The sequence below is a fragment of the Roseateles sp. GW821-FHT09H11 genome (genome assembly GCF_059415845.1).
Genome location: NZ_JBWKOA010000002.1, coordinates 77,665 through 102,604, shown reverse-complemented (window position 1 = coordinate 102,604; position 24,940 = coordinate 77,665). Strand labels below are relative to the sequence as shown.

Below are 24,940 nucleotides of genomic sequence, written 5' to 3'. Positions count from 1 at the left end.
CTGACCGCCTCGCCGTTTTCGGGTCTCCGGCGTCCTGCTGCCGAATCGAGTCAGCGGACGGCGAGCGGGCCAGCATACCGATTTCGCGCGCTCACTTCTGACGCGTAATCGCTTCGATGGCGGATGCCGGGAAGCCCTCATCTTGGACAATTCCGGTGGCCGCCTGCCTGAATAGCGCGTTCAAAATGAGTTGCCTTTGTTCATCGCTACTCAAGGCTTGCGCTTCGATAAGGGCTAGATAGGTTTTTACCATCACTACCCGTTCCGACGCGTCTGCGCCTAAGTGTATATGGCTTAGGTAAATTCGCATTGTGAGGCGAAGAGGCCATATCACCAGCACTGCACCCAACAGAAGAGTGGTAATTTTCCACGCGGGAGGAAGTTCGTTTGCCTTAATATCCTTGAGTAGCCAAAATGTCGAAAGACAGAGAACAATCAGCGCGAGGAGGATGGCGCCATATGTGACAAATCCCAATCGTGTTGCAGTTTTTGAATGAGTTTTCCGCTTCTCCTCCCAATAGTCAACCGGCGCACGTAGGCTCATTTTCTCCCTGAACGCGCTCTCAATCGCTGTCATGCGACTTTCATGATTCTTCACTAACGCGGCGCTGGCGGTCTCCCGACTAGTGACCTCTTCAGCGAAAGCCGTCGAATGTGCGTTCACCAACTCGCGGGAGTCTCGCTCGACGGAGGCAAATGCCCGATGGAGTTGTTCCACGACGACCCGCTTGTCTGCCACAAACGATTCGGTGTTTGCTCGCAGTTGGTCTATTGCTTGCTGACTTGAAATTACTCGCTCTTCTGAGAGGTGTGTTGAGATTCCATAACGATCCATCATGCCCGCAATTGTTCCGCGCCACGCATCTTCCTCCCTCGGTGTGATTATTTGCGGCACATCGAGCTGCGATATGAATGCCGCCAAGTAATACGACGCAGCGCGTGCCAGAGCTTCTTGGCGAAATCTGTCGATGCGTTTTGCTGCAGACGTGCTGCTATGAGGTAGCCGCCGCATTTGAAACGCCTGCATTATTGCCGAGCGCGCCGAATCCCAGTGAGGTCGCTGTTCGTGGGGCAAAACAGTCGTCGCCGTGGTGGCGGAATTGATTGCACTGCGCAGCAGATTCAGCACGATGCCTGCGCCAGCTTCATGAGGTCCATAATTTGTTGGCTCCGCCCATTGCCAAAATTCCAGTTCCTTATTCAGCCACCCCAAGAGATCCCCGGGCGTATTCGGCGCTAGCAATCCGCCGTTCTCACCAAGATCAAGGGTGAAAATTGGCTCCGACGGCATTCCTTCTTCGGTGATTTCGCTCATAACTCCTCCTCCCACATGACTTCGAATTCACACACAGGGCCCCGTGCGGGCTCTCCCTGCGAGGCATGGGCAACAGTTTGAATTCATTTTTGCGCGTGCCTCGCTCGCGGGTGATAGTGATTCCCCCTTACCGCGCCGCCATGCTCACCCGAGCATTCCAATCGGCCACCCCCGCCAGCATTGAGGCCCGCAGTTCTCGAGCCCGGGTGTCCTCGACCATGACGCCCGCCTTGTTCCGGTAGGAAACGCGGGTCTCGTCGGAGAACTCCTGGGTCTTGCCTGCTGCCAGTGCGGCCCACGCCTTCTTGAACTGAGCGGGGTCACCGACCTGGTACGCGATGTCTACCATCACGGCCCGTTGAGATGCCGTCATGCGCGTCCAGAGGCCCGGGGCGGTTGCCTCGGCGGACTTGCGTGCGGACTCCTCGTAGCGCGGAGCGGCGACCTCGATGAGGCGCTTGGCCTGGTCGTGCGTGAGGGACGCCTTGCCGGTCTTCACGTCAGCGATGCGGTCCACCGGAACACCGGCCCGCTTGAGGTCGCTGTCCACGTTGGCCGCATTTGCCTTCAGGTTGTAGCCGGCGCCGATGTTCATCCCGGCTTCCGGATTGGGGTCCGGGTAGGCCGTGAGGGACACCCCCTCGCGCATGGCGATGAGGGAGCTGGCGAGGCCCACGTGCTCGAAGCCCTTGCCGGTCACCGGAGAGGCGGCCAGTTCAAGGGCCACCGAGGTGGTCGTCTTGGGATCGAATTTCACGTTGGGGTTCACTGGGAGGGGTGAGGCGGTGTTGGCCGGCTTGCCGAATCCGAAGTCCGGCACAGCTTTCAGGCGGGCCATGACTTGGTCACGATTCGCCTTCTGCACTGCGTCCAGTTCGGATTGCATGAAGAAGCCCACGGAGCGGCCCTTGGCGAGCAGCGCAGGGTCCACCTGAGGCATCGGCTTGCCGGCCTTCAGGGCGTTGCGCACATCGGCCAGTTGCGACCCTTCAGCAGGGTTCAGCGTGGTCGATGCGCGATGCCAGTTAACGATGTCCTGGAGCTGGGTGTCCTGGACCTTCTTCTGGCGCGTGCCGGTCCACACCTGGACCTCGTACTGACCCTCGCCGTTGAGCGGGACGTAACGCACCACGGAGCCCTCAGGGAAGCCCTTGGGGCCGAGTTGCTCAGCCACATGCGCGGAGAACGCGGACATGGCCTTCTGGGTAAGGTCACCGCTCATGCTCGGTGGCACCTTGACCGCGAGCTGGCTGGTGGTGTCGAGGACGAAGTTCTCAGACGCCTTGCGCTCGATGTGCTCGTGCAGTTCCTTGTCCGACAGGTCAGGGTTCAGCTCGACGATGCGGCGCACCTCGCCAGCAGCCCACGCGCCCAGCATCTGCTCGTTTTCCGGCCGGCCGTTTCCTCCAATCCAGCCCCACATCGTGGAGCCCGTGGCGTACTTCGTGACGAGACCGCGAATCTTGCTCTGCATCTCCGGCGCCTCGGCCCGCTTCTTAGATTGCTCCTTGAATGCGGGGTCGATGGCTCGGTAAGCTGCTGCGTACGCCGTCTTCGGATCAGCGCCGCCAGCCACGTGCTTGACGTAGGCAGCCATGACCTCGTCACTGTCGCCCTTGAAATACATGGAGCGGTACTTGGCGTCCGACGCCATGGCCTTGTACAGCTCGGCGGATGCAAGGAACTTCTCGCTGGGACCATCTGGGGACTGGAGGTTTGTCACCGATGTCTCCATGAGGCGGACCAGGGTGTCCACGGGGACCGTCGCGCCTGACATCGAGTGCTGCTGGGTCAGGTATTGCGCGAGCCCTTGCACGGTCTGCTGGTCACCCGAGGTGGCGGCCTGCCACATCTGCTTGGCGGTGGTGCCGAGCATTTGGTCCAAAACCTTGCCCTGATCCTTCGGATCGTAGTAGCCGAGCATGCCGCCGCTTGCGGCCTGCGTCATCACATCCAATCCCTTCTTCTTGAGCAGTTCCTCCTGCGCTTGGTGGTACAGCGAGGCGGCCTTTTCGGCGCTGATATCGCCGGACTGCACGTCCTCGACCACCCGGTCAGGGGTGATCCGCTCGGGGGTGTCCCGAATGTCTTTGTCGTAGTCAAGCAGCAGCCGCGCGATGCCCGGTTGCTTCGCCTCCTTGTGTGCTTGGTCGCGGGCTCGTTGAGCCTGCGCCCGCTCGGTCGCGACGTGGTCCGCGAGCTGAGGATTGCGGTCGAGCATGGTGAACCCTTCAGAGTCCTTCGAGTCGAAGACGGCGAACAGGTCGGGTCGACCACCAGCGTCGTCGCTTAGAGCCTTGACGCGACCCAAGAGGAGTCCAGCCGCGGCCTTCTTGCTCACACCGATGCCGCTTGTCTGGGGCACATACCAGGAGTGATAGCGGTCCGCGATTTCGGCGGCGCTCATGTCTTTAGTGAACGTGCCGGTCAGGCTGTGTGCAGTGGCGGTGCGGTGCTCATCGAAGCTCTCGATCTGCAACTGTCGCGCGTCCTGGCGGATGGCCGCCTCCGTCTTCGTGATGCTGTCGCCAAGGACCGTCACCGCAGCGTCATGCTTGACCCCAACGAGCGCCTGCTCCCGCTCGTTGCGGAGGAATCCCTCCAGGTCAAACCCTTCGGTCTTCTTCTGCTGCTCGTAGCGAGACAGCATGGCGTCACGAATTTCGATGGCGTTGCGCTCTGCCAAGGTGGCGCTGTATTTCTCGCGGAACTCCGCACCCACGGCAACCGGGACAGGACCGGGCGTGACCAGCTCGTCACGACGTAGAGCTTCCCCGGGCGACTGCTCGCGCTGGGTGTCCGCGTCGTACCGCTTCTGGGTCTCGTCCTTGGCCTTCTGCTCCGCTGCCTTCTTCTCCGCAATCATGCGGTCGGCAAATCGGTCGAGCGCTGGGTTGAAGGCCGCGAGGCCTCGTACAAAGCCTTCAGCTTCGTCGCTTCCCCGAGGCAAGGCGCCCTGGTAGTCATTGATGCGAGCCGATACCTCGGTCTTGATCTTCGGAAGCGTCGAGCGCACCTGGGGGCGTGGGATGTTGGTGGAATTCATTTCGTGGCTTTCGTTGTCTTGTTAGGCTGCGGACGAGCCGCATCGAATCGGTTGTAGGCGTCGAGCGCGGCGCCGCCGATTTGCAGGCCGGTAGCTGCCAGCGAGGGGCGCTGAATGGCTCGAAGCTGAGCGCTGGTGCGAGCGTTGCGGGCGAAGGCGGATGCGCTGCTCTCGTTGAGCTTGCCCTTCGCGTTGCTCGCAATGGTTGCCATTTCCTCAGATGCTTGGATGCCAGCGACTGCCCGACCTCGATCGACAGAAGCCCCTCCGCCGTACTCTCCAGCGATGGCATCGAGGGTCGCGAGGTAAGCCTGAGAGCGCCTCTCGGCATCGTTCATCTGCTCGGCTCCTTGCTGCGCGAGCTGGGACTGCTCACGGGCCGTATCGAGCGCCTGGAGGTCGTTGGCAGTCTTGATGGCGTCCGCTTGCTGGTTGGCAGTCTTCCGGCCAGAGTCGTAGGAGGCACCGGCGCTGACCGCCGACAGGGCGAGCGATGCGGCCATAAGGGCCGTGGAGGGTTCACACATGGTCGACCTCCTTGCGCCGTGCCTTCTGAAGGGTCAGCTCCAGCCCCTGGTTCGCCAATGCATCGGCACGAGTGTTCCCAGGGTTCCCGGCATGGCCCTTGACCCAGTGCCACGAAACATCGTGCTTCTGTGCTGCTGCCTGGAGGCGCTGCCATAGGTCGACGTTGCTCACCGTGCCGGACCCCTTGCGCCAGTTCCTGGCGATCCACTGCGGCAGCCATTCGGTCATCCCCCTGATCACGTAGGTACTGTCCGAGTGGAGGTCGATGCGGCGAGGGGGTGCGAGCTTTTCGAGGGCCTTGATGGCGGCCATCAGCTCCATGCGGTTGTTGGTGGTGTCCAGCTCGCCTCCCCAGAAGTCTTTGGTCGCCTTGCCGTTGTTCATGTGTACGCCCCAGCCGCCCGGGCCAGGGTTGCCGCTGCATGCGCCATCGGTGTAAATGACGACAGGCGGCTTGCCTTCGTTGGTGGTTGTCATTGGTGGTTGTTCAGTTGATTGCAGGCTGTGGTGGCCCGACGAGATGCATGAGAGGGAAGGCCCAAAGTTCCCCCGTGCGGGATTCAGCAGCGCTCACGCTGAGGCCCTCTCTTGGCCTGAGGTGGAACACCCTCGGTCGCCGAGTGAAGACGCGGCCATCGAGCGGGATGCAGCGAGGCAAATGACCCACGCCTGCACCGCAGAGACCAGCATCACGGCGGAGACTTGCGATGCGACATCGGGGCCCCAGTCGTCCGGACGGATGACCTCTCGGGCCCGTTGAGGACCTATCAGCAGAAGCCGACCAGGAGCAGCCCAGGTCATGCCGGTTGGGGGTGTGCACTTGAGGTCGCGAGGGATGGTCCAGGGGTGCGACGGGCTCCAGTGCAAGGCACGGTCGCGTCTCATGGCAGCGCCTTCACGGCGTCCGTCATTGCTTGAGTCTCGGCAGCGATGCGGGCCCGACCTGCCTTCCGGTGGTCGTGGAGCAAGCAGGCTCCCTCAACAAAAACCTCGTTCAGGTGGTCGCTGAGGATCACGACCGACTCCGGCGTGAAGTCCTTGTAGACCCGATGCCACGACCGCCGCTGTTGATTCCAGACCTTGTAGGCCGAGAGGTCGTCCAAGGCACGAACCCTGCGCACGAGTTGGAACCGGAAGGCCCGGTGATCCCGGAAGCGATAGTGCTGATCCAGCGACAGGATGAAGACCGCCAGCGCCATGACAGCAAGCTCTCGGAAGGCGACGTTGCGGTCCAGCTTGAGCAGCTCTTCTGCGGCCTTCCGCTGATTGACGTTCACGGCCATGCCGCGCTGCCAATCGGAGACCAGCGCATCTGCTCGACGAAGCTCCCGGTCCCAGCGGTCGCGGAGGGTCTTCCAGAACGCGGAGTCCTCGCTATGGCGCCACATGCGCCGGATGGTTGATCGATAGGGCTCCAGCTCGGCCACGGTGAGGTTGGACTGCTCGGGATGACCGTGACGCCGGAGCGCAGTGCGGTGGGCTCCGCACTTGTTCGACCTCCCTTTCACGGGCAGGCCGCAGCGGTAGATGCAGCAGATTGAGGACATGAGGTACAGACGTAGGTGAACCAGCCGGTGCCCTTGAAGGGCCCAGCTAGGGTGTTGTTGAGGAAGGGAGCGAGGGAGGTCAGACCACGGGCAAGGTGGTTGAGTTGCCCTTGTGATCCGGAATCAAGAGGCCACCCCTCGCGGGCACAGGCACAGGAACATGCAGAGGCGCGACGTGGTCAACCGGTCGGGAGAACCGAAGAGGACCTCGGGAGGGGAACCCTCACGGGAACACATTAAGGGAGCATCCTTATCTGTGACGTTAAGGAGCTGGAGGTCGGCTGGTCAGTGCGGCACGTCCCTGTCGGAGATATGGCGCCACAGGTCAGACGGCGGGCGAGCGTGACCTTCATCGCTGCGGTACATCCGCTCCAGCGTGGCCGAAGCCCGCGAGGCGGTACACCCACGAACACGGCGCCCAAAGCACTGCACGACCTGTCGCCGTGACTGGCCGAGACCCACGGACCGCCCGAAGGTAATCTTGGCGGCACGCATCTGCTCCACGATGGTCCGCATCGTCCGCTCCGAGGTGAACGGCACGCGGATGTTCAGCTCGATCACGTAGCCACGTTCCTCCGCATGAGCCTGATTGCCCAGGACTACCCGCAGCGCCTCCAGGTACTGCGCCGAGCACCGCAGCGCGCCCAGCTCGGACCGCGCGAACTCCCGAAGGAGTGTGTCGTTAATGGTCGACCGGAGGTTGCCTCGAAGGCGCTTCCCAGCGGCTCCTCGGCGGTACTCGTGATCCTCACGACCTGGCCGGACGACGGCTGGCGGAGGCAGGCTGGAGAAGGCCCGGTCTAGGTCGAAGTTCTCCCGCGCATGCTGATGGCAGCGCTCGCGTTCAGCGGACAGCAGGTTCTCCTGGCGAGGAATCGGTACGGGTCGGGCGTTGCCTGCGCTCTGCTCGGAGCTGGCGGTACAACTCGTCGGCACGCTCGTCCACCTCCGCGACCATCGCAGCGGCACCAGTGCCGGTCAGGATTTCATGGAACGGCGGCAGCACGGAGGCGCCTTCTGCTGCCTCAAGGCGCGCGAACGTCTCCACCTTGCTGTCCTCGCTCGGCATGGAGCCGCGAGAGCATCGGACCACCTCCGCGGCCTCGCGTTTGGCGTCGAGGCCGGGGCATGCAAGGTGGGTCATGTACACGGCCAGTGCCCGGCGAATCACGCCCGAGTCATGCACGGTGTCCTGCGTTGATCCGGAGGCGGTGCGGAACCACGCCTGCGCGTAGCGTATGGCGATGGCGGATCGAAGGTCGAGGCGCGCGGTGTGGCGCGTGAAGGTGCCCTTGAGCGGGACGGTGCTGCGCACGTAGGTGGATTTGGCTGGTTCAGTCATGTTTAAAGAGGCGCCGGAATTTGAAAAGGGGAGCACGGTGCTCCATGCAGTCGCCGCGATGCGCGCGAAGTGAGCGCGTCGAAGTTCTTGCGATGGGCAGGGTTTAGCGCGACCACCTCAGCGGTGCTCTGCGATGGGGTGGGTTTAGGCGCGGACGGACGTGCTTCTGCGATAGCCGGGGTTTAGGTAAAGCTCGCGCTGTCCACAGAGGTATGCCCATGCGGACGCGACGTGAAGCGGCCCATCCAGTGTCCGCAAGGGTTGCCTTCCGAGTTGTGGACACATATCATGCGGACACAACTTCAACGGACACAACATGCAGACGTTCCTTTATGCCCGGGTCAGCTCGGCGGAGCAGACCATCGGACACCAACGCACCCAAGCGGAGGCGGCCGGCTTCGAGCTGGATGAGGTCATTGAGGACGCAGGGGTGTCGGGCGTGAGCACCAAGTTCAGCGAGCGCGCTGGCGGGGCCCGATTGCTCGACAAGGTGCGACGTGGGGATGTCGTTGTGGTCCGTTGGGTCGACCGCCTCGGGCGCAACTACGAGGACGTCACCGAGACCATCCGCGCGTTCATGCAGCGGGGCGTGGTCATCAAGACCATCATCAACGGAATGACCTTCGACGGCGCCACGAAGGACCCCATCCAGAAGGCAGTTCGGGATGCGCTGATTGCCTTCATGGCCGCCACGGCCCAGGCTCAGGCCGAAGCGACCAAGGAGGCCCAGAAGGCGGGAATCCAGATGGCCCGTGAGGGCGCAGGAGGGTCGAGCAAGTACAGGGGCCGTAAGCCGACCTTCGACCGCGACCAGTTCGGCCAGGTGCAGGAGTTGATGGCGCTAGGCCACAACCCCAGCTCAATTGCAGCGCAGGTCGGTGTTCCACGCGCGACCGTTTACCGCATCAAGGACGATCCGGCGAAGGCGGCAGCACTCCTAGAGAGCTGGGGCCTTTGAAGGGGCAGCTAGCAGGCAACCCGAAGGCACACCCCGGGCCAGCAATGGCGAGGCTTGGCCGGGGCCATGATGTCGTAGCGGTCGACCGGCATTTCCGCGCCCAGCGGATAAGTCCTCTTCGACGTGACATTGCGGACCAGCACCTCCATCACACCGCTGTCCACCTTGACAGCGCACTGCGAGCGCTCGACCACTGCTCGAATGACGACGGCCTCTGCATCGTTCCGCCGAAAGCGGCCCAAGAGCGGGTACTGACGAGCACCTTCAACATCGACGGAGTACGACAAGCCGTCCTCGTTCAACCCTCGGTAGCAGCCCCGCCATAAGACGAACTGCTCAGGCAGGCCGGACCACAGCACGCGCTCTCGCGGGGCGTTCATCAGTTCATCCCATCCTTCGAAGGCCCGCATGAGCATGGAGAGCGCTTGTCGGTCACCATCGCATCGCGTCCAGAACTCCCCGACAAGCCGGATCCAAAGATGCGACGCGAGCTTGCCGTGAAGCTCCGTGAGAAGCTTGGGGCGGTCATGCGACCTCGCGTGCTCCAAAGCTGCGCGGGCGCTGCCCATCGTCTGGGTTGAACGGGTCAACTCCGGCGCCAGGATCGCGTCCATCACGCTCACAGGGCGCGAGCCTTGGAGATGTAGTGGACCTCAATCGCCCATCCCAGTACCCGCACGTCGATGAAGTCGCCATGGTTGTAGACCGCGAGTCGCCACCGTGCGCCATTCGCAAGCGGCATCGAGAACACGTCGCGAACCGAGGAGCCGAGGGGCAAGCCTTCGGCCTCGCACTCATGGTCGGCAAGGGCCGTCGTCTTGATTTCCCACCGCAGTCCAACCGCCCATTCGGCAGCCTTGGTCAAGCCGCAAATCAGGCTCTGCTCCAGGCGGGTCAGCATCTTGCTCATCGTTCTCACCACCGCGCCGCCCGTGCCCGAAATGGGCTCCGTACTCATCGACGCAGCCGCTACTCTGATGGCTTGGAACGCCGATGAACAGACGGGTGTAGCCCGTCTAGCAACCACTGGTGTATGCTCCCATGCGCCCTAGCTGCTGCTTACGGTTCCCGTTCTGCAACCGTTCGCGACCTGCAACGGATGCAAGTCAGGAACACCGGATGCTCTATCCGGCCTGACCCCTCGTGAGAGGTGTGCTTCCAGCTCCTTGGCGACCCCGACTCCATGACTAGCGACTGATGGTTTGCGGACATCGACGCCGACAAGACGGCGAGCGGTGCCTTCGTTTCGGTGCTCGTACTGCGTCCCCTGCGGCCATCGGTGAGCCGCTACTGGTACCCCTCGACGGCGAGTACCCACACAAGGACCTTGCCGTCTTCGGAGGACTGGACAGGTCGCAGCCATGAGCCGCTCTTGAGCGCGGTCCCGCTGCGCTCCGCGTGGGGGTCAGGCTGTGCCCATTCGCCGACACCGGGGGGGGCCATGGGGGGAAGGCCGCGGCGGGGCTCGTCAGATAGCCTCAGACAAATTTTGGGTGAAACATTCGGGACCCATGCGTAGACTCTCGATGAGCCCAACGGAGGACACGAATGAAGGACAGGGACGCAAGCGACGTGAACGCAGAGTTCGCGCGACAGATGGAAGAGACGGCCCGCGCCCAGTACACGCAGACAGTGGAGTTCTGTGACCTCGCCCATCGCAACATCATGGACCTGATGCGGCAGACCGAGCAAATCACGAAGTGGGATCGGTGGATGCTTCCGCTGAGCATGGCGTCCCTTGCATTCACGGTCTTCACGCTGTGCTTCGTCTGGAACCGGTGAAGGCATAGGCGCCTCGCCTTCGGTCTACGAGGTCTCGCTTCCTTCAGACCAGCGCCGCGATTGCGTCCACGAAGTTCATCGAGTCCAACGTGGCTCCGGGTGGCGGCACATTGGGGCTCCGTCCAGGCGCCGGCCAAGCCCATATCGTCTGCCTGAAGGTCGTGCAGCGCTTGCGCGCCCAGACCTCCTCTTCGCCTGCGATAAGGATTCCCCTCGCCTCGATCTTCAGAAGCCTCGCGCTGTATAGCTCGAAGGTCTCGCCGAACCCTGCCCCCTCAGACACCACGCAACAGAACCACCGCCCGCGCCCATCCCGGCCCGAGTACACGCTCGGCCTGAGCGTGAGGTGGCCCACAAGGGGCGTCTGAAGGCGAAGCTCATCGGGCGTCAGCTTGACACCCAGCTTCCGCAGGCGAAGGGCATGGACCAACATGGCAGATGCTGTATATTCATACAGTGTAGCAATTGGCCGCCTGGAGGCGAGCGTGGCGTTCCGACGTTTCATGCACCAAGTCGCCGTTCCTGAGCGGGATCGTGAGGGAACCGAACGGGTCGTTCGGAGGGTGCTGGAGTAGCGACTCGGAGGGCCAGAAGGGGTTGTTGCGGCATACCTCTCTGCGCCCAGGCTCCTCGCTCCCCATCTGCTCGGCTAACGCCGCTCAGCGCGCTGCGGCGAGTCGATAGTGGGCGGCGACGGAAATGGCGCTTGATGCGGCCTTGCACGCAGTTCCCAGCGTTGATGCTTAGGCTGAACGACGAGGCCCTTGCTAAGGCCCTGGCCGAAGAGCATGTGACCGTCGAGCCACGCCGTGGTCCCACGAGCTTTGCAGCGATTGCTGTCCTTCGCTTCATCGAACTCGATGTTTGAAAACGTTTGAACCTTGAGCACAGGTGACAGGCCGGCGCGGCGAGGGCTGCTCGTACCTGCCAAGTTGACTTGCCGGCTACTTCTAGCCTTTGGCAGCTAAGCCACTGGGGGGAGCACGCGATCTGATTTGCCCGTACAGCGCTCAGCTACGATCAGCGACCGGGGCAGGCGCAGCGGTACACCTGGCACGCAGCCCGCCCGGCGGGGATAAGGGACGCTATTCGCAAGACCGTAGGTGATGTATGTCAAACGCAAAATTGCTGAGGCAATTGATCAAGGCAGGTATTGAGGGAGACACGGATAGCTTTAAGGTGGCTTCCGAGGCTGTGATCCGTGAGGAACGCGACAAGAAGCACCACCTGCTCGCCAACGACCTAGAGCGGCTGCTGTACGGCGAACGGTCAAACTCTGGCCGAGGCCACCTGCGCCTGCTTCCCGCTAAGGAGCTGCCCATCAATAAGGACAGCGGCCTGGCGCTGGTGGAAGAGCGTCCAGCCATCCGCGACGAGACCGACATCGTGCTGGGTGACGCGGCGCAATCAGCGTTGGACGAGGTGCTGATGGAGCACCGGCGCGGGGACGTGCTGCTGGCCCATGGGCTACAGCCAGCTCAACGCCTGTTGTTCTGTGGCCCACCCGGCTGTGGCAAGACACTGGCAGCTGAGGTGATTGCCAGCGCGCTTGAACTGCCGTTGGTGGTGGTCCGTTTGGACTCAGTCATCTCCTCACTGTTGGGCGAGACCTCGGCTAACCTGCGGAAGGTGTTCGACTACGTGTCGGCGCGGCCCGTGGTCGCGCTCTTCGACGAGTTCGATGCTCTGAGCAAGGATCGCGGTGCCAGCGACGACCACGGCGAGCTGAAGCGCTCCGTCAATGCCGTGCTGCAGATGATGGACGGGTACCGAGGCCCGAGCATCCTTATTGCAACGACAAACTACGAGACCCTGCTGGACAAGGCGGTGTGGCGCCGCTTCGACGAGGTCATCCGCTTCGAGCCACCAAACCTGGAGCAGGCTAAGAGGCTGCTTGCCTTAAAGCTGTCCGGCGTGCGCCGGAACTTCGAGACCGACGACTCGAAGATTGCCACCATTTTCAAGGGCCTGTCCCACGCCGACATAGAGCGCGTACTTCGCCGCGCCGTCAAGGACATGGTCCTGTCTAACCGCGAGTTTCTCGCCAAGGCCCACCTAGAGGCTTCGCTGGCGAAGGAATACCAACAACCACATTGAGGCGCCTAGGGAGGCAACTGGATGGCATATGAGCACCTACGACTAGAAAAAGAGTCTCCTGTCACCGACCGCCATCGGCGGCGCGGGTTCGGTGCACCGGCTCCTGCAGATCCCAAGGGCCACGGCAACGCGTTGCTGCGTAACTTTCGAGCAGCGCGCGAGGTCGCAGCAGATCAGGATCTCGGCGGTTTTGACGACCGCAAGCTGCTGAAGATCCGTTTGCGCGAGGGCGAGCGGCAGCTTCCTGATTTCAATCTGATCGACGGTCTGGAGGTCGTCAGCCAAGAGGGACACGAAGTCGTCCTCGCGTTTGCTACGGCGGCAGCCCTGAACCTAGTCGAAGAGCGGCTCGCCACGCTTGCCCGCGATGGGAGCGTGACGCGGGCTGCGCTCCTGTTCGTCATCGGCGGCTTCGAGCACTGGACAACCGAGGATAGGACCGGTGCAGCCCTGGCAGAACAGGGACTGCCGCGGGAAGGGCTGTGCACCCTGGACGTTGAGCTGTGGCCACAGGACATGCCAGCGCGCAGGCAAGCGACGCTGGCTTCTTTCACGGCATTCGCCAGGGAGCATGGCGCTGAGATTCTCGACCAGGTCAACACTGCTTCCCTGCTCATGGTCCGGCTGCGCTGCAGCCGCGAAGCAACTGAACAGATCCTTCGCTACCGCGATGCGCGGACGGTGGATCTGCCGCCCCGCTGGGGTCTGGCCGTCGGCACCGTAGTTGCGGACGTGAACCGCTTCCCGCCCCCAGCGCAGCCCGATGCAGAAGCACCTCGGATCGCCGTACTGGACGCGGGGATCATTACCGGCCAGCCGATGCTTGCTCCAGCTGTGGGCCATGCCCAAGGCTACGTAATGCCACACCGCGTCCCGGACGATGCCGACCCATTCCATGGAACCTCGGTTGCCGGACTGGCCTTGTACGGTGACATCGAAGCTGCCATCGGCAGCGGCGAGTTCGTGCCCAGCCTCTTCCTCGTATCTGGACGGGTGTTCAACCATGACGGAAACGACCAGGGAGAGTTCGTCGAGAACGCAATCGAGCGCGCCGTTCGAGACCTGCATGCTGGCTTCGGATGCCGAGTCTTCAATCTCAGCTACGGTGACCTGAACAAGGTATATGCCGGTGGGCATGTGCGAGGGCTGGCCTACACGCTGGACCGCCTCACGCGCGAGCTGGGCGTCGTGTTCGTCGTGTCCACCGGGAACCTCTCTCAGGACGGCCTGCCCGACGATCCGCTTGCGTCGTTTCCCGAATATCTGCTGGAGGACAGCGCGCGCTTGGTAGATCCCGCCACGGCGCTGAACGCCGTGACGGTGGGCGGCATTGCCCGCCACGAGGCCACACGCGGGCAGCAGCAGCGTCCGGAACTCATCGAGGACAGGCCCATTGCCCGCACGGGTCACCCCTTCCCCCTCACAAGGTCAGGCCCGACCATCAACGGCGCCATCAAACCCGACTTCGTCGAGCACGCAGGCAACCTGGCGGTCGCCCGGCTGACCGGCCGCATTACCTATCGTGGACTTGGCGTAGTTACGACAAACGGCGGCTTTGCAGGTGGTCATGCGTTCAGGGAAGAGGTCGGAACAAGCTTTGCCGCTCCAGCAGTCGCCCACCGAGCGGCACGGCTGCTACGCCACGTACCCGACGCCAGCCACAACCTGCTGCGGGCGCTGTTGGGCGCCCATGCTAATTGGCCTGAGCCATCCGTACCCCTACTCAATCCGAACAACAACGCCGAGGGCCGCGAGAAGCTCACGCGCCTGGTCGGCTACGGGTGCATCAACGATGGCGCGTTGGAGCAGTCGCTCGACAACGTGGTGTCATTGATCTGCGAAGAGCAGGTTGGCAACGACCGCTGCCAGTTCTACGCGGTCCCCATCCCAGAAGAGTTCTGGGACGGCGGGCGACGTACACGCGAGGTGACCGTTGCTCTAGCCTACAGCCCCGTGGTGCGGACCACGCGGCTGGACTACCGCATGACCAAATTGAAATTCAGCCTGGTACTAGGCAACAACCTGGAGGAGGTTGCGACCGCTTTTCAGCACAACCGCGACGAGGGCATGCCCGAACGCGCCACCAACCGTTGGCTCTCCGGCGATGCGCGCCAGGCCGGCACGCTGCAGGTGTCGCGTTGGACCTTTAAGCAGCGCCCTCAGGGTCAACTGTTCATCGTAGTGACCCGCCAGGACGCGCCCTGGTCCATCGTCAACGACGATCCGGAACCCTACGCGCTGTGCGTCAGCATCGCCGACCGGGCCAACGTCCAATCGCGTCTGTACGCGCAGATCCAAGCCCTCCTCAGGGCGCGTGTCGAGCAGCGCGCGCGCGCTAGAGTCTGAGGAAGCTCACCAAGCAATCGTCAGCGTCGCCCCTCGTTCCACGCGGCTCGGAAATTGGGTGAAGTCGCTGCGGCCTCAACGCGGGCATTGTTGGTGCTCTTGGCGCGAGGTGCTGGAGGCTTCGTCCCGGGCGCAGCCTTCAGGACCTGGCCCGATAAGTCCCCATTGGCCGAGGATGCCATGTAGTCCAAACGACCTCGCAGCGAAGAAATTCCACCCACGGCCGTATTGAGTTCCGGAGCCAAAAGTGAGCCAGCTTATTTCGACCTTGACCAACTGGTTCAACAGCATTCCAGCTGTAGTGTGGTCCGGCGTCATTGGGGCGACCATCGCCGCAGGCATCTCTTACTTCGGCGTTAGAGCATCCAACAGTAGCAGCCTGGCCCGACTTCGAGAACAGCATGAGCACGACTTGGAAGAGAGCCGTGAGCAACGCAAGCATGATGCGTGGCAGAAGGAAGAAGACCGAAAGGCGGCCATCCGCCGGGAGGTCTACATCTCGGCCATCGAGGAAGGGCATGCGGTCATTGCGTACATCGGTGCGCTTCCCGACCGGCCACTGTCAAAGGCTGGCGAGGCCGATGCCCTTCAGGCATTTCTAAAGGCAAGCGCCAAAGTTTGGCTGGTCGCAGACGTCGACGCGTCGCAACTGTCTCGCGAACTCACCAACTCGATCAGTGAGTTGTATTTTGCCGCCATAGCCGCTGTGCGCCCTGTACGGGAGGGCATGGAGACAGTTCGCGGACTTGAGAAGCGCGCACAGTTCTACGGTGACGAAGTTCACCGGCTGGAGACAAGGTTGAGCGAAGCTACTGAAAAGGACCTTTCCGCTGTCGACGTCGAGCGACTGAGGGAAGCTTGGAAAGTGGCGTATGAAGAAGAGGAGTATTGGCAGAACAAGCGCAATGCTCACTTCATGAATTTGATCCCACTACGTCATGCAAGCTTTTCTGCGACATCGGACAAGCTCTATGAGGTACAGACACTTCTCGTCAAGCTTGTTTGCGCCCTACGCAAGGAGCTACATCTGGAGGCCAACCTGGAGGGCTTTCTCGCCATAAATGATCAGATGCGAGAGCGCGCCATGAAGGTGCTCGACGAGGCCTTCGGTTTGTCCGGTCGCGAAGCCTGACAACGCTGCACTAGCGACTCCCGGGCGGCTGGTACATTTATGGCCTGCGGACCCGGACTGTGTACCGACACGTCCACCTCATCGGCCACAACTCCGATGAACACTGGGTTCTCGCCGTTCACCGGGGAGGGTAAGGCTCGTCAACCTCATTCAAGTGAAAACCGCCGGGAGGCGGTTTTTTCGTTTTGGGGACGGACCTATTTGTTGCAGGCGCAGCCGCCAGTGATATGGCAAGTTTCTGTCGCGGCGATACACGAATCGCCGCACGCCTTGCCAGTGCTGCATACCCGGCAACAGCTGCCACCATCGTCACCTCCGCCTCCGCAAGCAGAGAGCGGGATGGACGCCGTCACAGCGAGCGGCGCCGTCAAGATCGCAAGACGGGCAAGCACGAGCAATCGACGGATCATTTCCGCCACCCGGGGCATTTGCCGTTCTTGTCCCTGGGTCCTCCCGGGCCACCTCGCGAGCCACATCCACCGCCATTGCCTCCACCTGGACTCGACGGCGCATGACGCCGACTGCCCCCTCCGCCTCGTCGGCCCTTGGCCTCAACACTGCCGACGGCTATCGCCAACAGGCCGCCGAGCAGCAGCCGGCGGCGGGAAATGGTCTGTGCCATATCGCTTCTCCCTCACTGGAGAGTGCAGTCTCAGTTCCAGGGGCAGCGCTGGAATCGGTAGAACCCTTGAGTTCCCCGCTGAATCTCATCAATCCAGGGGAGGATCCGGTTCCGAGAAGATCTCCGGTGCGCCTTGCTAGAGTTCGAACGAAGCAAAGGAATGAAGCAGATATGTCTTCGCCTCACGACCTTCAACGTTTCCTGGACGCTCAAGCTCCGCAAATCGCCGACGTCCTCGCCGAACTGAAACGCGGCCGCAAGCTCAGCCACTGGATGTGGTACTTCTTCCCGCAGCTGCGCGGGCTGGGCGTGAGCAGCACCGCGCAGTTCTACGGGATCCAGTCGCTGGATGAGGCGATCGCCTATCTCGACCACGAAGTCCTCGGGCCGCGTCTGCGCGAGTGCGTCGAGCTGATGAACACCCACCGCAACAAGACCGCCGAGCAGATCCTCGGCACCGTGGACGCGATGAAGTTCCGCTCGTCGCTGACGCTCTTCGCGAAGGCATCGGGCGACGAGGCCGTGTTCATCGGGGCGCTGGACCGCTACTTCGACGGCCAGCCGGATCAGCGCACGCTGGATCTCCTGCGCTGACGGCGCTCCGCTGCCTCCGGAATCACGCTTCTTTCCATGACTATCGACCGCCCCTTGCGCAACATCGCTCTGCTGATTGCGGCCGCCTTCTGCGCCACCTTCGTACACAGCGCCCCGACGACGGCCGCCGAGCTGGCCGCCAGCACCTGCAACTTCGGCGCCTTCGTCGCCGAGACCGATCCCGCCGGACTCAACGTCCGCGCCGCGCCGAGCGCCGCCGCCAAGGTCCTCGGGAAGCTGCCGCCCACCTTCGTCGAAGCCTCGATGAATTACGGCGTGCGCGTCGAAGTCGAGGTCGTCGGCGCGCGCAATGGCTGGTTCCTGATCCGCAACGCCCGCGACAACGAGGCTTTGACCGATCGCCCGGCGCGCCCAATGTTCTCGGGCGAAGGCTGGGTCAGCGGCCGCAAGCTGACCGTGAAGTCGCAGGCCGATGTCGGTCGCGCCCGGCCGAGCCCGAAGGCGGCCGCCGTGCTGCGCATCGGCGACAACGAGACCTTCGACAACGACGTCGTCGTCGAGGCCGGACGCCTCGCGGACTGCAGCGGCAAGTGGGCCCAGGTGGAGTTCGCCGACCAGCGTTTCCCCGCCAAGGATCGAAGCTCGCTGAAGATCGACGCCGCCGCGCGCGCCGGCCTGCCGCCCGGCCGGTTCCGCGCCTGGGTGGACCGGATCTGCGGGATCCAGGAAACCAGCTGCGACGGACTCGCCGCAGGCGACCCCGCGCCCTAAGGTCGTCGTGGGCCAAGGTTGCTAGAGTCGCAGCATCCCCGCGTCGCATCCATGCCCGCCTTCACCCGCCTTCCCTGCCCGCTCCTCGGCGTCGACATCGTCGCCGCCGACAGCGCGAAGGCGTTCCCGCGTCACATCCACGATGAATTCGGCATCGGCCGCATCGATCGCGGCGCGCAGAAGACCGCGAGCGGCCGCGGCATGGTCGAGTCCGTCGCGGGCGATGTCATCACGGTCAACCCCGGCGAGGTCCACGATGGCCTGCCGCTCGGCGATCACGGGCGCGCTTGGCGCATGCTGTACCTGTCGCCCGAGTTGGTCGGCGATCTCGTCGCCGACATCGCGGAGGGCCGCGCCATCGGCGACGTCGAGTTCCACCGCCCCACGCTGCACGACGACCGCATCGCCGGCCGCTTCGAGGCGCTCTTCCATGCGATGGCCGGCACGCCGACCGGGGCCACTGACACGCTCCTCATTGACGGCGCCCTGCTCCTGCTGCTGCAGTCGCTGCTCCAGCCGCGCGCCACCAGCTTGCCCGCGATCCCTGTCGGCATCGCGATCGCACGGTCTCGGCTCGATGACGACCTCACCTCGCCAGTCAGCCTCGCGGACCTCGCGCGCGAAGCTGGGCTGAGCCGCTTCCAGTTCCTACGCGGCTTCACCCGCGCCACCGGCCTGCCGCCTCACGCCTACCTTGTGCAGCGCCGCCTGCAGCACGCGCGCCGGCTGATCGCGCTCGGTACGCCGCTCGCAGATGTCGCCGCCGCCAGCGGCTTCTTCGACCAGAGCCATCTGACGCGCCACTTCGTCCGCTGCTTCGGCATCGCGCCGGGCGCGTACGCGGCCGCTCTTCGCTGAAGCCACGAGGCTCACTGAAGGTCATCCAGTTCGCTGAGTACCGAGGGGGCCAAGGCCGACGGGTCCATGGGTCGACAGACCAGCCTGCAATTTCATCCAAGACGCGCCACCGGCGCGCGCCGACGATGACCTCCCTGCCTTCACCGCACCGAGGTCCGTCGTGCCCTTCTCCTCGCTCTCGAATCCCGAGTTCCTGATCACCTCGTTGATCGTCGTCGCCTCGCCCGGTACCGGCGCGCTGGTCACCCTCGCCGCCGGCCTGTCGGCCGGCGCGCGGGCCTCGCTCCACGCCGCCCTCGGCTGCACGATCGGCATCGTCCCGCACATGCTGGCCGCGATCACCGGCCTGGCCGCGCTGTTGCACGCCAGCGCCGTCGCCTTCGACGCGGTGAAGGTCGTCGGCGTCGTCTACCTGCTCTACATGGCCTGGATGTCGCTGAAGGACAGCGGACCGCTCGCCGTCGACACGGACAGCCCGCCACGCTCCGCGCGCGAGGTCGTGACCCACGCGGCCCTCGTGAACCTGCTCAACCCGAAGCTCTCGATCTTCTTCCTCGCCTTCCTGCCGCAGTTCATCGCCCGCGATGAGCCGCACCCGACGCCGCTGATGATCGAGCTCTCCCTCGTCTTCATGGCGATGACCTTCGCCGTGTTCGCGGTCTACGGCGTCTTCGCCGCCGCGATGCGCGATCGCGTGCTCACGCGACCGCCGGTGCTGCGCTGGATGCGCCGCGGCTTCGCGGCCGCCTTCGTGGGGCTGGGTGTCAAGCTCGCGTTGGTCCAGCGCTGACGGCGACGTCCGTCAGGGTCTAAGCCGCTTCGTCCGCCGCCGGCACCACGCCGTCGAAGGCGAACAGCTCCACCTTCTTCGGCTGCCCCGATCGCCGCTCCACCTTGTGCTGCGGCCCGATCGCCTTGCCGGTGCGGGCGTCGATGAGCTTGAGTTCCACCGGCTCCCCGGTCTCCGTGTCGATCAGGCGCACCGGCTTGTTCTTCAACGCCGCGTGCTTGTTGCCCCAGGTCAGCAGCGCCAGCATCACCGGCCGCAGGTCGCGGCCCCGTTGCGTCAGCACGTACTCATAGCGCGGCGGCTTGTCGCTGTAGAGCCGCTTCTCGAGCAGCTCCCGTTCCACCAGTTCCCCCAGCCGGCGCGTCAGCGTGTTGGACGCGATGCCCAGTTCGGTCACGAACTCGTCGAAGCGGTGATGCCCGTAGAACACCTCGCGCAGGATCAGCATGCTCCAGCTGTCGCCGAGGATGTCCGTCGCCCGCGCGACCGGGCAGGCCATGTCTTCGAAGCTCGTGCGGCGCATCGGGGTCTCCTTGTGGTGCCGAGGCCGCCGCACCCGATCGGCGCGACGGCGGTCCGGCGATTCTCACTGACTTTCATCATGAAAGTTAGTTGACGAATCCGCAACAGTGCATTCCGCGCCAAGTGACTTCCATGATGAAAGTGACGTTCCTATAGTCCGCTCCATCGCTCGCCGCCCGGCGGGCCCTCGACGCCGGAGTCCTTCCATGACCGCTTCAACGCCTTCCGTCTCCCCCGCAGCCACGACAGCCGCGGCAACCCCCGCGACGGTCGCGCCCGACGCCACGCCGCGCAGGTCCCTCGGCCGCGCCTCGCTGAAATGGGCGGTGCTGACCGCCGTCGTGCTCGGGGCCGGCGCGTACGGCGCGCACTGGTGGACGGTGGGCCGCTTCCATGAAGAGACGGATGACGCCTATGTCGGCGGCGACGTGACCGTGATCGGCGCGAAGGTCACCGGCTACATCACCGAACTGCCGGTCACCGACAACCAGTTCGTCCACGCCGGCGACCTGCTCGCCCGCATCGACAGCCGCGACTACCAGGCCGCGCTGCAGCGCGCCATCGGCGCGGTCGAGGCGCAGGACGCCGCGATCGCCAACCTGGGCGCGGCCGCCGCGCTGCAGCAGGCCGTGATCGCGAAGGCCCGCGCCGGCATCGACGCCGCCTCGGCCGAGGAACAGCGCGCCCGCGACGACTTCGCGCGCTACAAGGACCTGGTCGGTCGCGCGGCCGTGTCGGTCGAAAGCAGCCAACGCGCCGAGGCGAACTTCAAGACCGCGCAGGCCGGCTCCGCCCGCGCCCGCGCCGAGCAGCAGGCGGCCGAGCGCCAGCTCGACGTGATCGCCACGCAGAAACGCCAGGCGCAGGCCGCGCTCGACCAGGCCAAGGCCGAACGCGACATCGCCCAGCTCAACCTCGGCTACACCGAGCTGCGCGCGCCGCGCGACGGCTACATCGGCAACCGCAAGGCGCGGCTCGGCACCTACGTTGGCGTCGGCACGCCGCTGCTGTCGGTGGTCCCCGCACAAGGCCTGTGGGTCGACGCGAACTTCAAGGAAGACCAGCTCGCGCGCATGACCACCGGCCAGCCGGTGAACATCCGCGCGGACGCCTGGCCCGGCGTCGTGCTGCATGGCACGCTCGGCAGCCTCGCACCGGCGACCGGCTCGCAGTTCAGCGTGCTGCCCGCCGAGAACGCCACCGGCAACTTCACGAAGATCGTCCAGCGCGTGCCGGTGCGCATCCAGCTCGATCCCGCCGACGATCGCCTCGGCCGCCTGCGCCCCGGGCTGTCCGTCGTCGTCGAGATCGACACCAACCACGCCGGCGCAGGCACCAAGAACGCCAGCGCGGCCCCCACCGCGAGCGCCGCCAAGGCGACCACGGCCACGGCCACGGCCACGGCGAGCGTGCAATGAGCACCGCCCTCCCCGCCACGCCGGGCGCCGGGGCGCCCGCGGACACGGCGGCCCCCTCGCGCAAGCGCCCGCCCTTCTGGTCCGACATCGTCATCCCCATCGACCAGTTGACGACGCGCGACAAGGTGCTGGCCTTCGCGACGATGTGCGTCGGCATGTTCATCGCGCTGCTGGACATCCAGATCGTGTCGGCCTCGCTGCGCGACATCGGCGGCGGTCTCTCGGCCGGCGCGGACGACACCACCTGGGTGCAGACCAGCTACCTGATCGCCGAGATCATCGTGATCCCGCTATCGGGCTGGCTCGCCAGCGTGATGTCCACGCGCTGGCTCTTCGCCGCCTCGGCACTAGGCTTCACGATCGCCAGCCTGCTGTGCGGCCTGGCCTGGAACATTCAGAGCATGATCGCCTTCCGCGCGCTGCAGGGCTTCCTCGGCGGCTCGATGATCCCGATGGTCTTCACCACGGCCTTCCTGTATTTCAGCGGCAAGCAGCGCGTGATCGCCGCCTCCACCATCGGCGCGATCGCCTCGCTCGCGCCGACGCTCGGTCCCGTCGTCGGCGGCTACATCACCGACGTCCTGTCGTGGCAGTGGCTCTTCTACATCAACCTGCTGCCGGGCCTGGTCGTCACCGTCGTCGTGCCGCTGATGGTGCGCGTCGACAAGCCCAACCTCGCCATGATGAAGGGCGCCGACTACCTGTCGATGGTGCTGCTCGCGGTGTTCCTGGGCTGCCTGGAATACACGCTTGAGGAAGGGCCGCGCTGGAACTGGTTCAGCGACTCGACCATCGTCGCCACCGCGTGGATCGCCGGCGTGACGGGCGTCGCCTTCATCGCCCGCAGCCTGACGCATCCCCATCCCATCGTCGACCTGCGCGCGCTCAAGGACCGCAACTTCGCGCTGGGCAGCCTGTTCTCCTTCATCACCGGCATCGGCATCTTCGCGACCATCTACCTGACGCCGCTGTTCCTCGGCCGCGTGCGCGGCTACGGCGCGCTCGACATCGGCCTGGCCGTGTTCTCGACCGGCGTGTTCCAGGTGATGTCGATCCCGCTCTACGCCTTCCTCGCCAGCCGCTTCGACCTGCGCTGGATCCTCTTCGCCGGGCTCTCGCTCTTCGCGATCTCGATGTGGGAGTTCGCGCCGATCACGCATGACTGGGGCTCGTCCCAGCTGCTGCTGCCGCAGGCGCTGCGCGGCATGGGCCAGCAGCTCTGCGTGCCGCCGGTGGTGACGCTGGCGCTCGGGGCGCTGCCGCCGTCGCGGCTCAAGCTGGCGTCGGGGCTGTTCAACCTGATGCGCAACCTCGGCGGCGCCATCGGCATCGCGGCCTGCGCGACCATCCTCAACGACCGCACCAACCTGCACTTCCAGCGTCTGGCCGAGCACCTGAACACTAGCAACGAGTCGATGACGCAGTTGCTGGCCTCGGTGGGCTCGTCGCTGTCGGCCTCGATGCCGTCGAGCGATGCGGCCACCGCCGCGCTGCGCCAGCTCTGGTCGCTGACCTACCGCGAGGCGCTGACGATGACCTTCGCCGACGCCTTCCTCATCGTGATGGGCTGCTTCGTCGTCGCGCTGGTGTTCGTGCCGATGCTGCGCAAGATCGCGCCGCCGGCCGCGCCCTCCGCCGATGCGCATTGATGCGCAGCGATCCGCGCTGATGCCGACGACCCACCGCCCTCACTCGCTCCGAACCCTTCGATTCCCTAGGAGACCCGCCATGACGCTCCTGCATTCCGCCTCCCTCCGCCCGCTGGCCCGGCTCGCGCCGCTCGCGCTCGCGGCCTTCCTCGTCGCCTGCGCCCAGATGCCGGGCGCCGGGGAGCGCCCCCGCGCGCTCGACGATCGCTTCGCCGGTCAGGCCCTGATCGCACAGCATCAGAACGGCGCCGCGTCGGCCACGCTCGGCACCTGGTGGCAGGACTTCGACGATCCCGCGTTGACGGCCATCGTGCAGCGCGCGCTGGATCAGAACCTGGACCTCGCCATCGCGCTGGCGCGGGTCGAGCAGGCGCGCGCCGCGGCGCAAGGCGCCGGCGCGCTGCGGCTGCCTCAGGGCGCTGTCCAGGGACAGTTGCTGAGCCAGCGCCAGTCGCTGAAGAGCCCTGAAGGCTCGCTCGCGCACGGCTTTCCCGGCTACGACCGCAATCAGACCCTGCAGACGCTGGGCGTCGGCGCGAGCTGGGAAGCGGACCTCGCCGGCGGCCTGCGCCAGGGTGAGGCCGCGGCCGTCGCGGAATGGCAGGCCGCCGAGGCTGCGCGGCTGGGTGCCCGCGTGACCGTCGCCGCGGAAGCCGCCGACGCCTACTTCCGCGTGCGCGGCGCGCAAGCCCGCATCGAGGTCGCCGAGGCCCATCTGCGCACGCAGTCGCAATTGCTGCAACTGATCCAGGATCGCTTCAAGGGTGGGCTCGCCGCGCAGCGCGAAGTCGCCGAGGCGCAGGCGCTGCAACTGCAGGCGCGCGGCACGCTGCCGCCATTGCGGACAGAGCTCGCGCAGCAGCAGCATCGCCTGGACGTGCTGATGGGCGAGCAGGCCGGCACCTATGCGGCGAAGCTGATGTCGACCTCGCAGACGCTTTCGCGGCCCTCGACGTCCTCGCTGTCCTCGACGTATCGCGTGCCGTCGCTGCCGGGCGATCTCACGCCCGCGACGTTGATGCGCCGTCGTCCCGACGTCATCGCCGCCGAGCGCCAGCTCGACGCCAGCCAGGCCCGCATCGGCGTGGCGACGGCCGAGTACTACCCTCGCCTGACGCTGGGCGGCGTGCTCGGCGCGTCGAGCCTGCATGGTGGACTGTTCAGCTCGGAGGCCTTCCAGCCGCAGGCCCTGCTCGGATTGCACTGGCGGTTGTTCGACTTCGGCCGCGTCGACGCCGAGGTCGCGCAGGCACGCGGCGCACGGGCCGAAGCGCTCGCGCAGGTGCGCCAGCGCATGCTGCGCGCGACCGAGGATGTCGAGAACGCCATCGTCAAGCTCTCGGAGCTCGAGCAGCAACGCGGCGACCTCGCGCAGGAGGTCCGCGCGCACCAGGTCGCGCGCGACGCGGCCGAGGACGCCTACAAGGGCGGCGCCGCCAGCCTGATCGAAGTGCTGCAGGAAGATCGCCTGCTGCTCGCCGCGCGCGACCAGCTCGCGCAGCTGGACGCGAACCACGCCCGCGCGGCCGTGTCCGCGTTCCGCGCGTTCGGCGGCGGCTGGGACGCGCCGGTCATGGCCGCGCCCGACACTCAACCGGTCCCTTCGTCTCAGACGACGGCCCGGCTCGCTCCGACGCTGACCCGAGGCCAGGTGCAGTAGTT

Annotated in this window: 22 protein-coding genes; 12 read left to right on the top strand and 10 right to left on the bottom strand. The window is 64.9% G+C overall.

What is annotated here, in order from left to right:
• Nucleotides 1–91: 91 nt before the first annotated feature.
• The 7 genes from AC07PR_RS07515 to AC07PR_RS07485 form a co-directional block, all read right to left on the bottom strand.
• Entirely contained in the window at nt 92–1,315 is a 1,224-nt protein-coding gene (locus AC07PR_RS07515) for a DUF6161 domain-containing protein (RefSeq protein WP_495134916.1), read from the bottom strand.
• 127 nt (nt 1,316–1,442) lie between these two features.
• The gene (locus tag AC07PR_RS07510; protein ID WP_495134915.1) at nt 1,443–4,361 is read right to left on the bottom strand and encodes a lysozyme family protein; all 2,919 of its coding nucleotides are present in this window, start codon (nt 4,359–4,361) and stop codon (nt 1,443–1,445) included.
• Nucleotides 4,358–4,888, bottom strand: a complete 531-nt coding sequence (locus AC07PR_RS07505) for a virion core protein, T7 gp14 family (protein WP_495134914.1) — start codon at nt 4,886–4,888, stop codon at nt 4,358–4,360. Before AC07PR_RS07505 ends, AC07PR_RS07510 begins: the two co-directional genes overlap by 4 nt.
• On the bottom strand, nt 4,881–5,366 hold the full coding sequence (gene rnhA / locus AC07PR_RS07500; RefSeq protein WP_495134913.1) for a ribonuclease HI: 486 nt from the start codon (nt 5,364–5,366) through the stop codon (nt 4,881–4,883). Before rnhA ends, AC07PR_RS07505 begins: the two co-directional genes overlap by 8 nt.
• A gap of 404 nt (nt 5,367–5,770) precedes the next feature.
• On the bottom strand, nt 5,771–6,316 hold the full coding sequence (locus tag AC07PR_RS07495; RefSeq protein WP_495134912.1) for a hypothetical protein: 546 nt from the start codon (nt 6,314–6,316) through the stop codon (nt 5,771–5,773).
• A gap of 405 nt (nt 6,317–6,721) precedes the next feature.
• Nucleotides 6,722–6,997 carry a hypothetical protein gene (locus tag AC07PR_RS07490; RefSeq protein ID WP_495134911.1) on the bottom strand — a complete coding sequence of 92 codons (276 nt, stop codon included), beginning with the start codon at nt 6,995–6,997 and terminating at the stop codon, nt 6,722–6,724.
• Nucleotides 6,998–7,280: 283 nt separating this feature from the next.
• A complete protein-coding gene (locus AC07PR_RS07485; RefSeq protein WP_495134910.1) occupies nt 7,281–7,778 on the bottom strand; it encodes a hypothetical protein in 498 nt (165 codons plus the stop codon).
• Nucleotides 7,779–8,094: 316 nt separating this feature from the next.
• On the opposite strand from AC07PR_RS07485, the gene AC07PR_RS07480 reads away from it, so the two are divergent.
• Nucleotides 8,095–8,736, top strand: coding sequence for a recombinase family protein (locus AC07PR_RS07480; protein ID WP_495134909.1), 642 nt, complete (start codon nt 8,095–8,097; stop codon nt 8,734–8,736).
• A gap of 8 nt (nt 8,737–8,744) precedes the next feature.
• Here the strand turns inward: AC07PR_RS07480 and AC07PR_RS07475 are convergent, their stop codons facing one another.
• A complete protein-coding gene (locus AC07PR_RS07475; RefSeq protein WP_495134908.1) occupies nt 8,745–9,350 on the bottom strand; it encodes a hypothetical protein in 606 nt (201 codons plus the stop codon).
• A 5-nt stretch (nt 9,351–9,355) separates the two neighbouring features.
• On the bottom strand, nt 9,356–9,646 hold the full coding sequence (locus AC07PR_RS07470; protein ID WP_495134907.1) for a hypothetical protein: 291 nt from the start codon (nt 9,644–9,646) through the stop codon (nt 9,356–9,358).
• A 638-nt stretch (nt 9,647–10,284) separates the two neighbouring features.
• Here AC07PR_RS07470 and AC07PR_RS07465 point away from each other — a divergent pair.
• The 8 genes from AC07PR_RS07465 to AC07PR_RS07430 all read left to right on the top strand — a co-directional run bounded on the left by AC07PR_RS07465 (nt 10,285) and on the right by AC07PR_RS07430 (nt 19,689).
• Complete coding sequence (locus tag AC07PR_RS07465; protein ID WP_495134906.1) at nt 10,285–10,518, top strand: hypothetical protein; 234 nt, start codon at nt 10,285–10,287, stop codon at nt 10,516–10,518.
• A gap of 1,110 nt (nt 10,519–11,628) precedes the next feature.
• The gene (locus AC07PR_RS07460) at nt 11,629–12,615 is read left to right on the top strand and encodes an AAA family ATPase (protein ID WP_495134905.1); all 987 of its coding nucleotides are present in this window, start codon (nt 11,629–11,631) and stop codon (nt 12,613–12,615) included.
• Nucleotides 12,616–12,636: 21 nt separating this feature from the next.
• Nucleotides 12,637–14,961 carry a S8 family peptidase gene (locus AC07PR_RS07455; RefSeq protein ID WP_495134904.1) on the top strand — a complete coding sequence of 775 codons (2,325 nt, stop codon included), beginning with the start codon at nt 12,637–12,639 and terminating at the stop codon, nt 14,959–14,961.
• A 247-nt stretch (nt 14,962–15,208) separates the two neighbouring features.
• Nucleotides 15,209–16,093, top strand: coding sequence for a hypothetical protein (locus tag AC07PR_RS07450; RefSeq protein ID WP_495134903.1), 885 nt, complete (start codon nt 15,209–15,211; stop codon nt 16,091–16,093).
• 793 nt (nt 16,094–16,886) lie between these two features.
• Nucleotides 16,887–17,309 (top strand): DUF1810 domain-containing protein, encoded by a 423-nt coding sequence (locus AC07PR_RS07445; protein WP_495134902.1) that lies wholly within the window; start codon nt 16,887–16,889, stop codon nt 17,307–17,309.
• Nucleotides 17,310–17,345: 36 nt separating this feature from the next.
• Complete coding sequence (locus AC07PR_RS07440; RefSeq protein ID WP_495134901.1) at nt 17,346–18,041, top strand: SH3 domain-containing protein; 696 nt, start codon at nt 17,346–17,348, stop codon at nt 18,039–18,041.
• Nucleotides 18,042–18,092: 51 nt separating this feature from the next.
• On the top strand, nt 18,093–18,899 hold the full coding sequence (locus AC07PR_RS07435) for an AraC family transcriptional regulator (protein WP_495134900.1): 807 nt from the start codon (nt 18,093–18,095) through the stop codon (nt 18,897–18,899).
• 160 nt (nt 18,900–19,059) lie between these two features.
• Nucleotides 19,060–19,689 (top strand): LysE family translocator, encoded by a 630-nt coding sequence (locus tag AC07PR_RS07430; RefSeq protein ID WP_495134899.1) that lies wholly within the window; start codon nt 19,060–19,062, stop codon nt 19,687–19,689.
• Between the two features lie 19 nt (nt 19,690–19,708).
• Here the strand turns inward: AC07PR_RS07430 and AC07PR_RS07425 are convergent, their stop codons facing one another.
• Complete coding sequence (locus AC07PR_RS07425; RefSeq protein WP_431104586.1) at nt 19,709–20,212, bottom strand: winged helix-turn-helix transcriptional regulator; 504 nt, start codon at nt 20,210–20,212, stop codon at nt 19,709–19,711.
• Nucleotides 20,213–20,417: 205 nt separating this feature from the next.
• Between AC07PR_RS07425 and AC07PR_RS07420 the strand changes: the two genes are divergently transcribed.
• From AC07PR_RS07420 to AC07PR_RS07410, 3 genes are all read left to right on the top strand, one after another.
• The gene (locus tag AC07PR_RS07420) at nt 20,418–21,629 is read left to right on the top strand and encodes an HlyD family secretion protein (RefSeq protein ID WP_495134898.1); all 1,212 of its coding nucleotides are present in this window, start codon (nt 20,418–20,420) and stop codon (nt 21,627–21,629) included.
• Entirely contained in the window at nt 21,626–23,278 is a 1,653-nt protein-coding gene (locus tag AC07PR_RS07415) for a DHA2 family efflux MFS transporter permease subunit (RefSeq protein ID WP_483107176.1), read from the top strand. The genes AC07PR_RS07420 and AC07PR_RS07415 overlap by 4 nt, the downstream gene beginning before the upstream one ends.
• Before the next feature lie 79 nt (nt 23,279–23,357).
• On the top strand, nt 23,358–24,938 hold the full coding sequence (locus tag AC07PR_RS07410) for an efflux transporter outer membrane subunit (RefSeq protein ID WP_483107177.1): 1,581 nt from the start codon (nt 23,358–23,360) through the stop codon (nt 24,936–24,938).
• Nucleotides 24,939–24,940 lie beyond the last annotated feature (2 nt).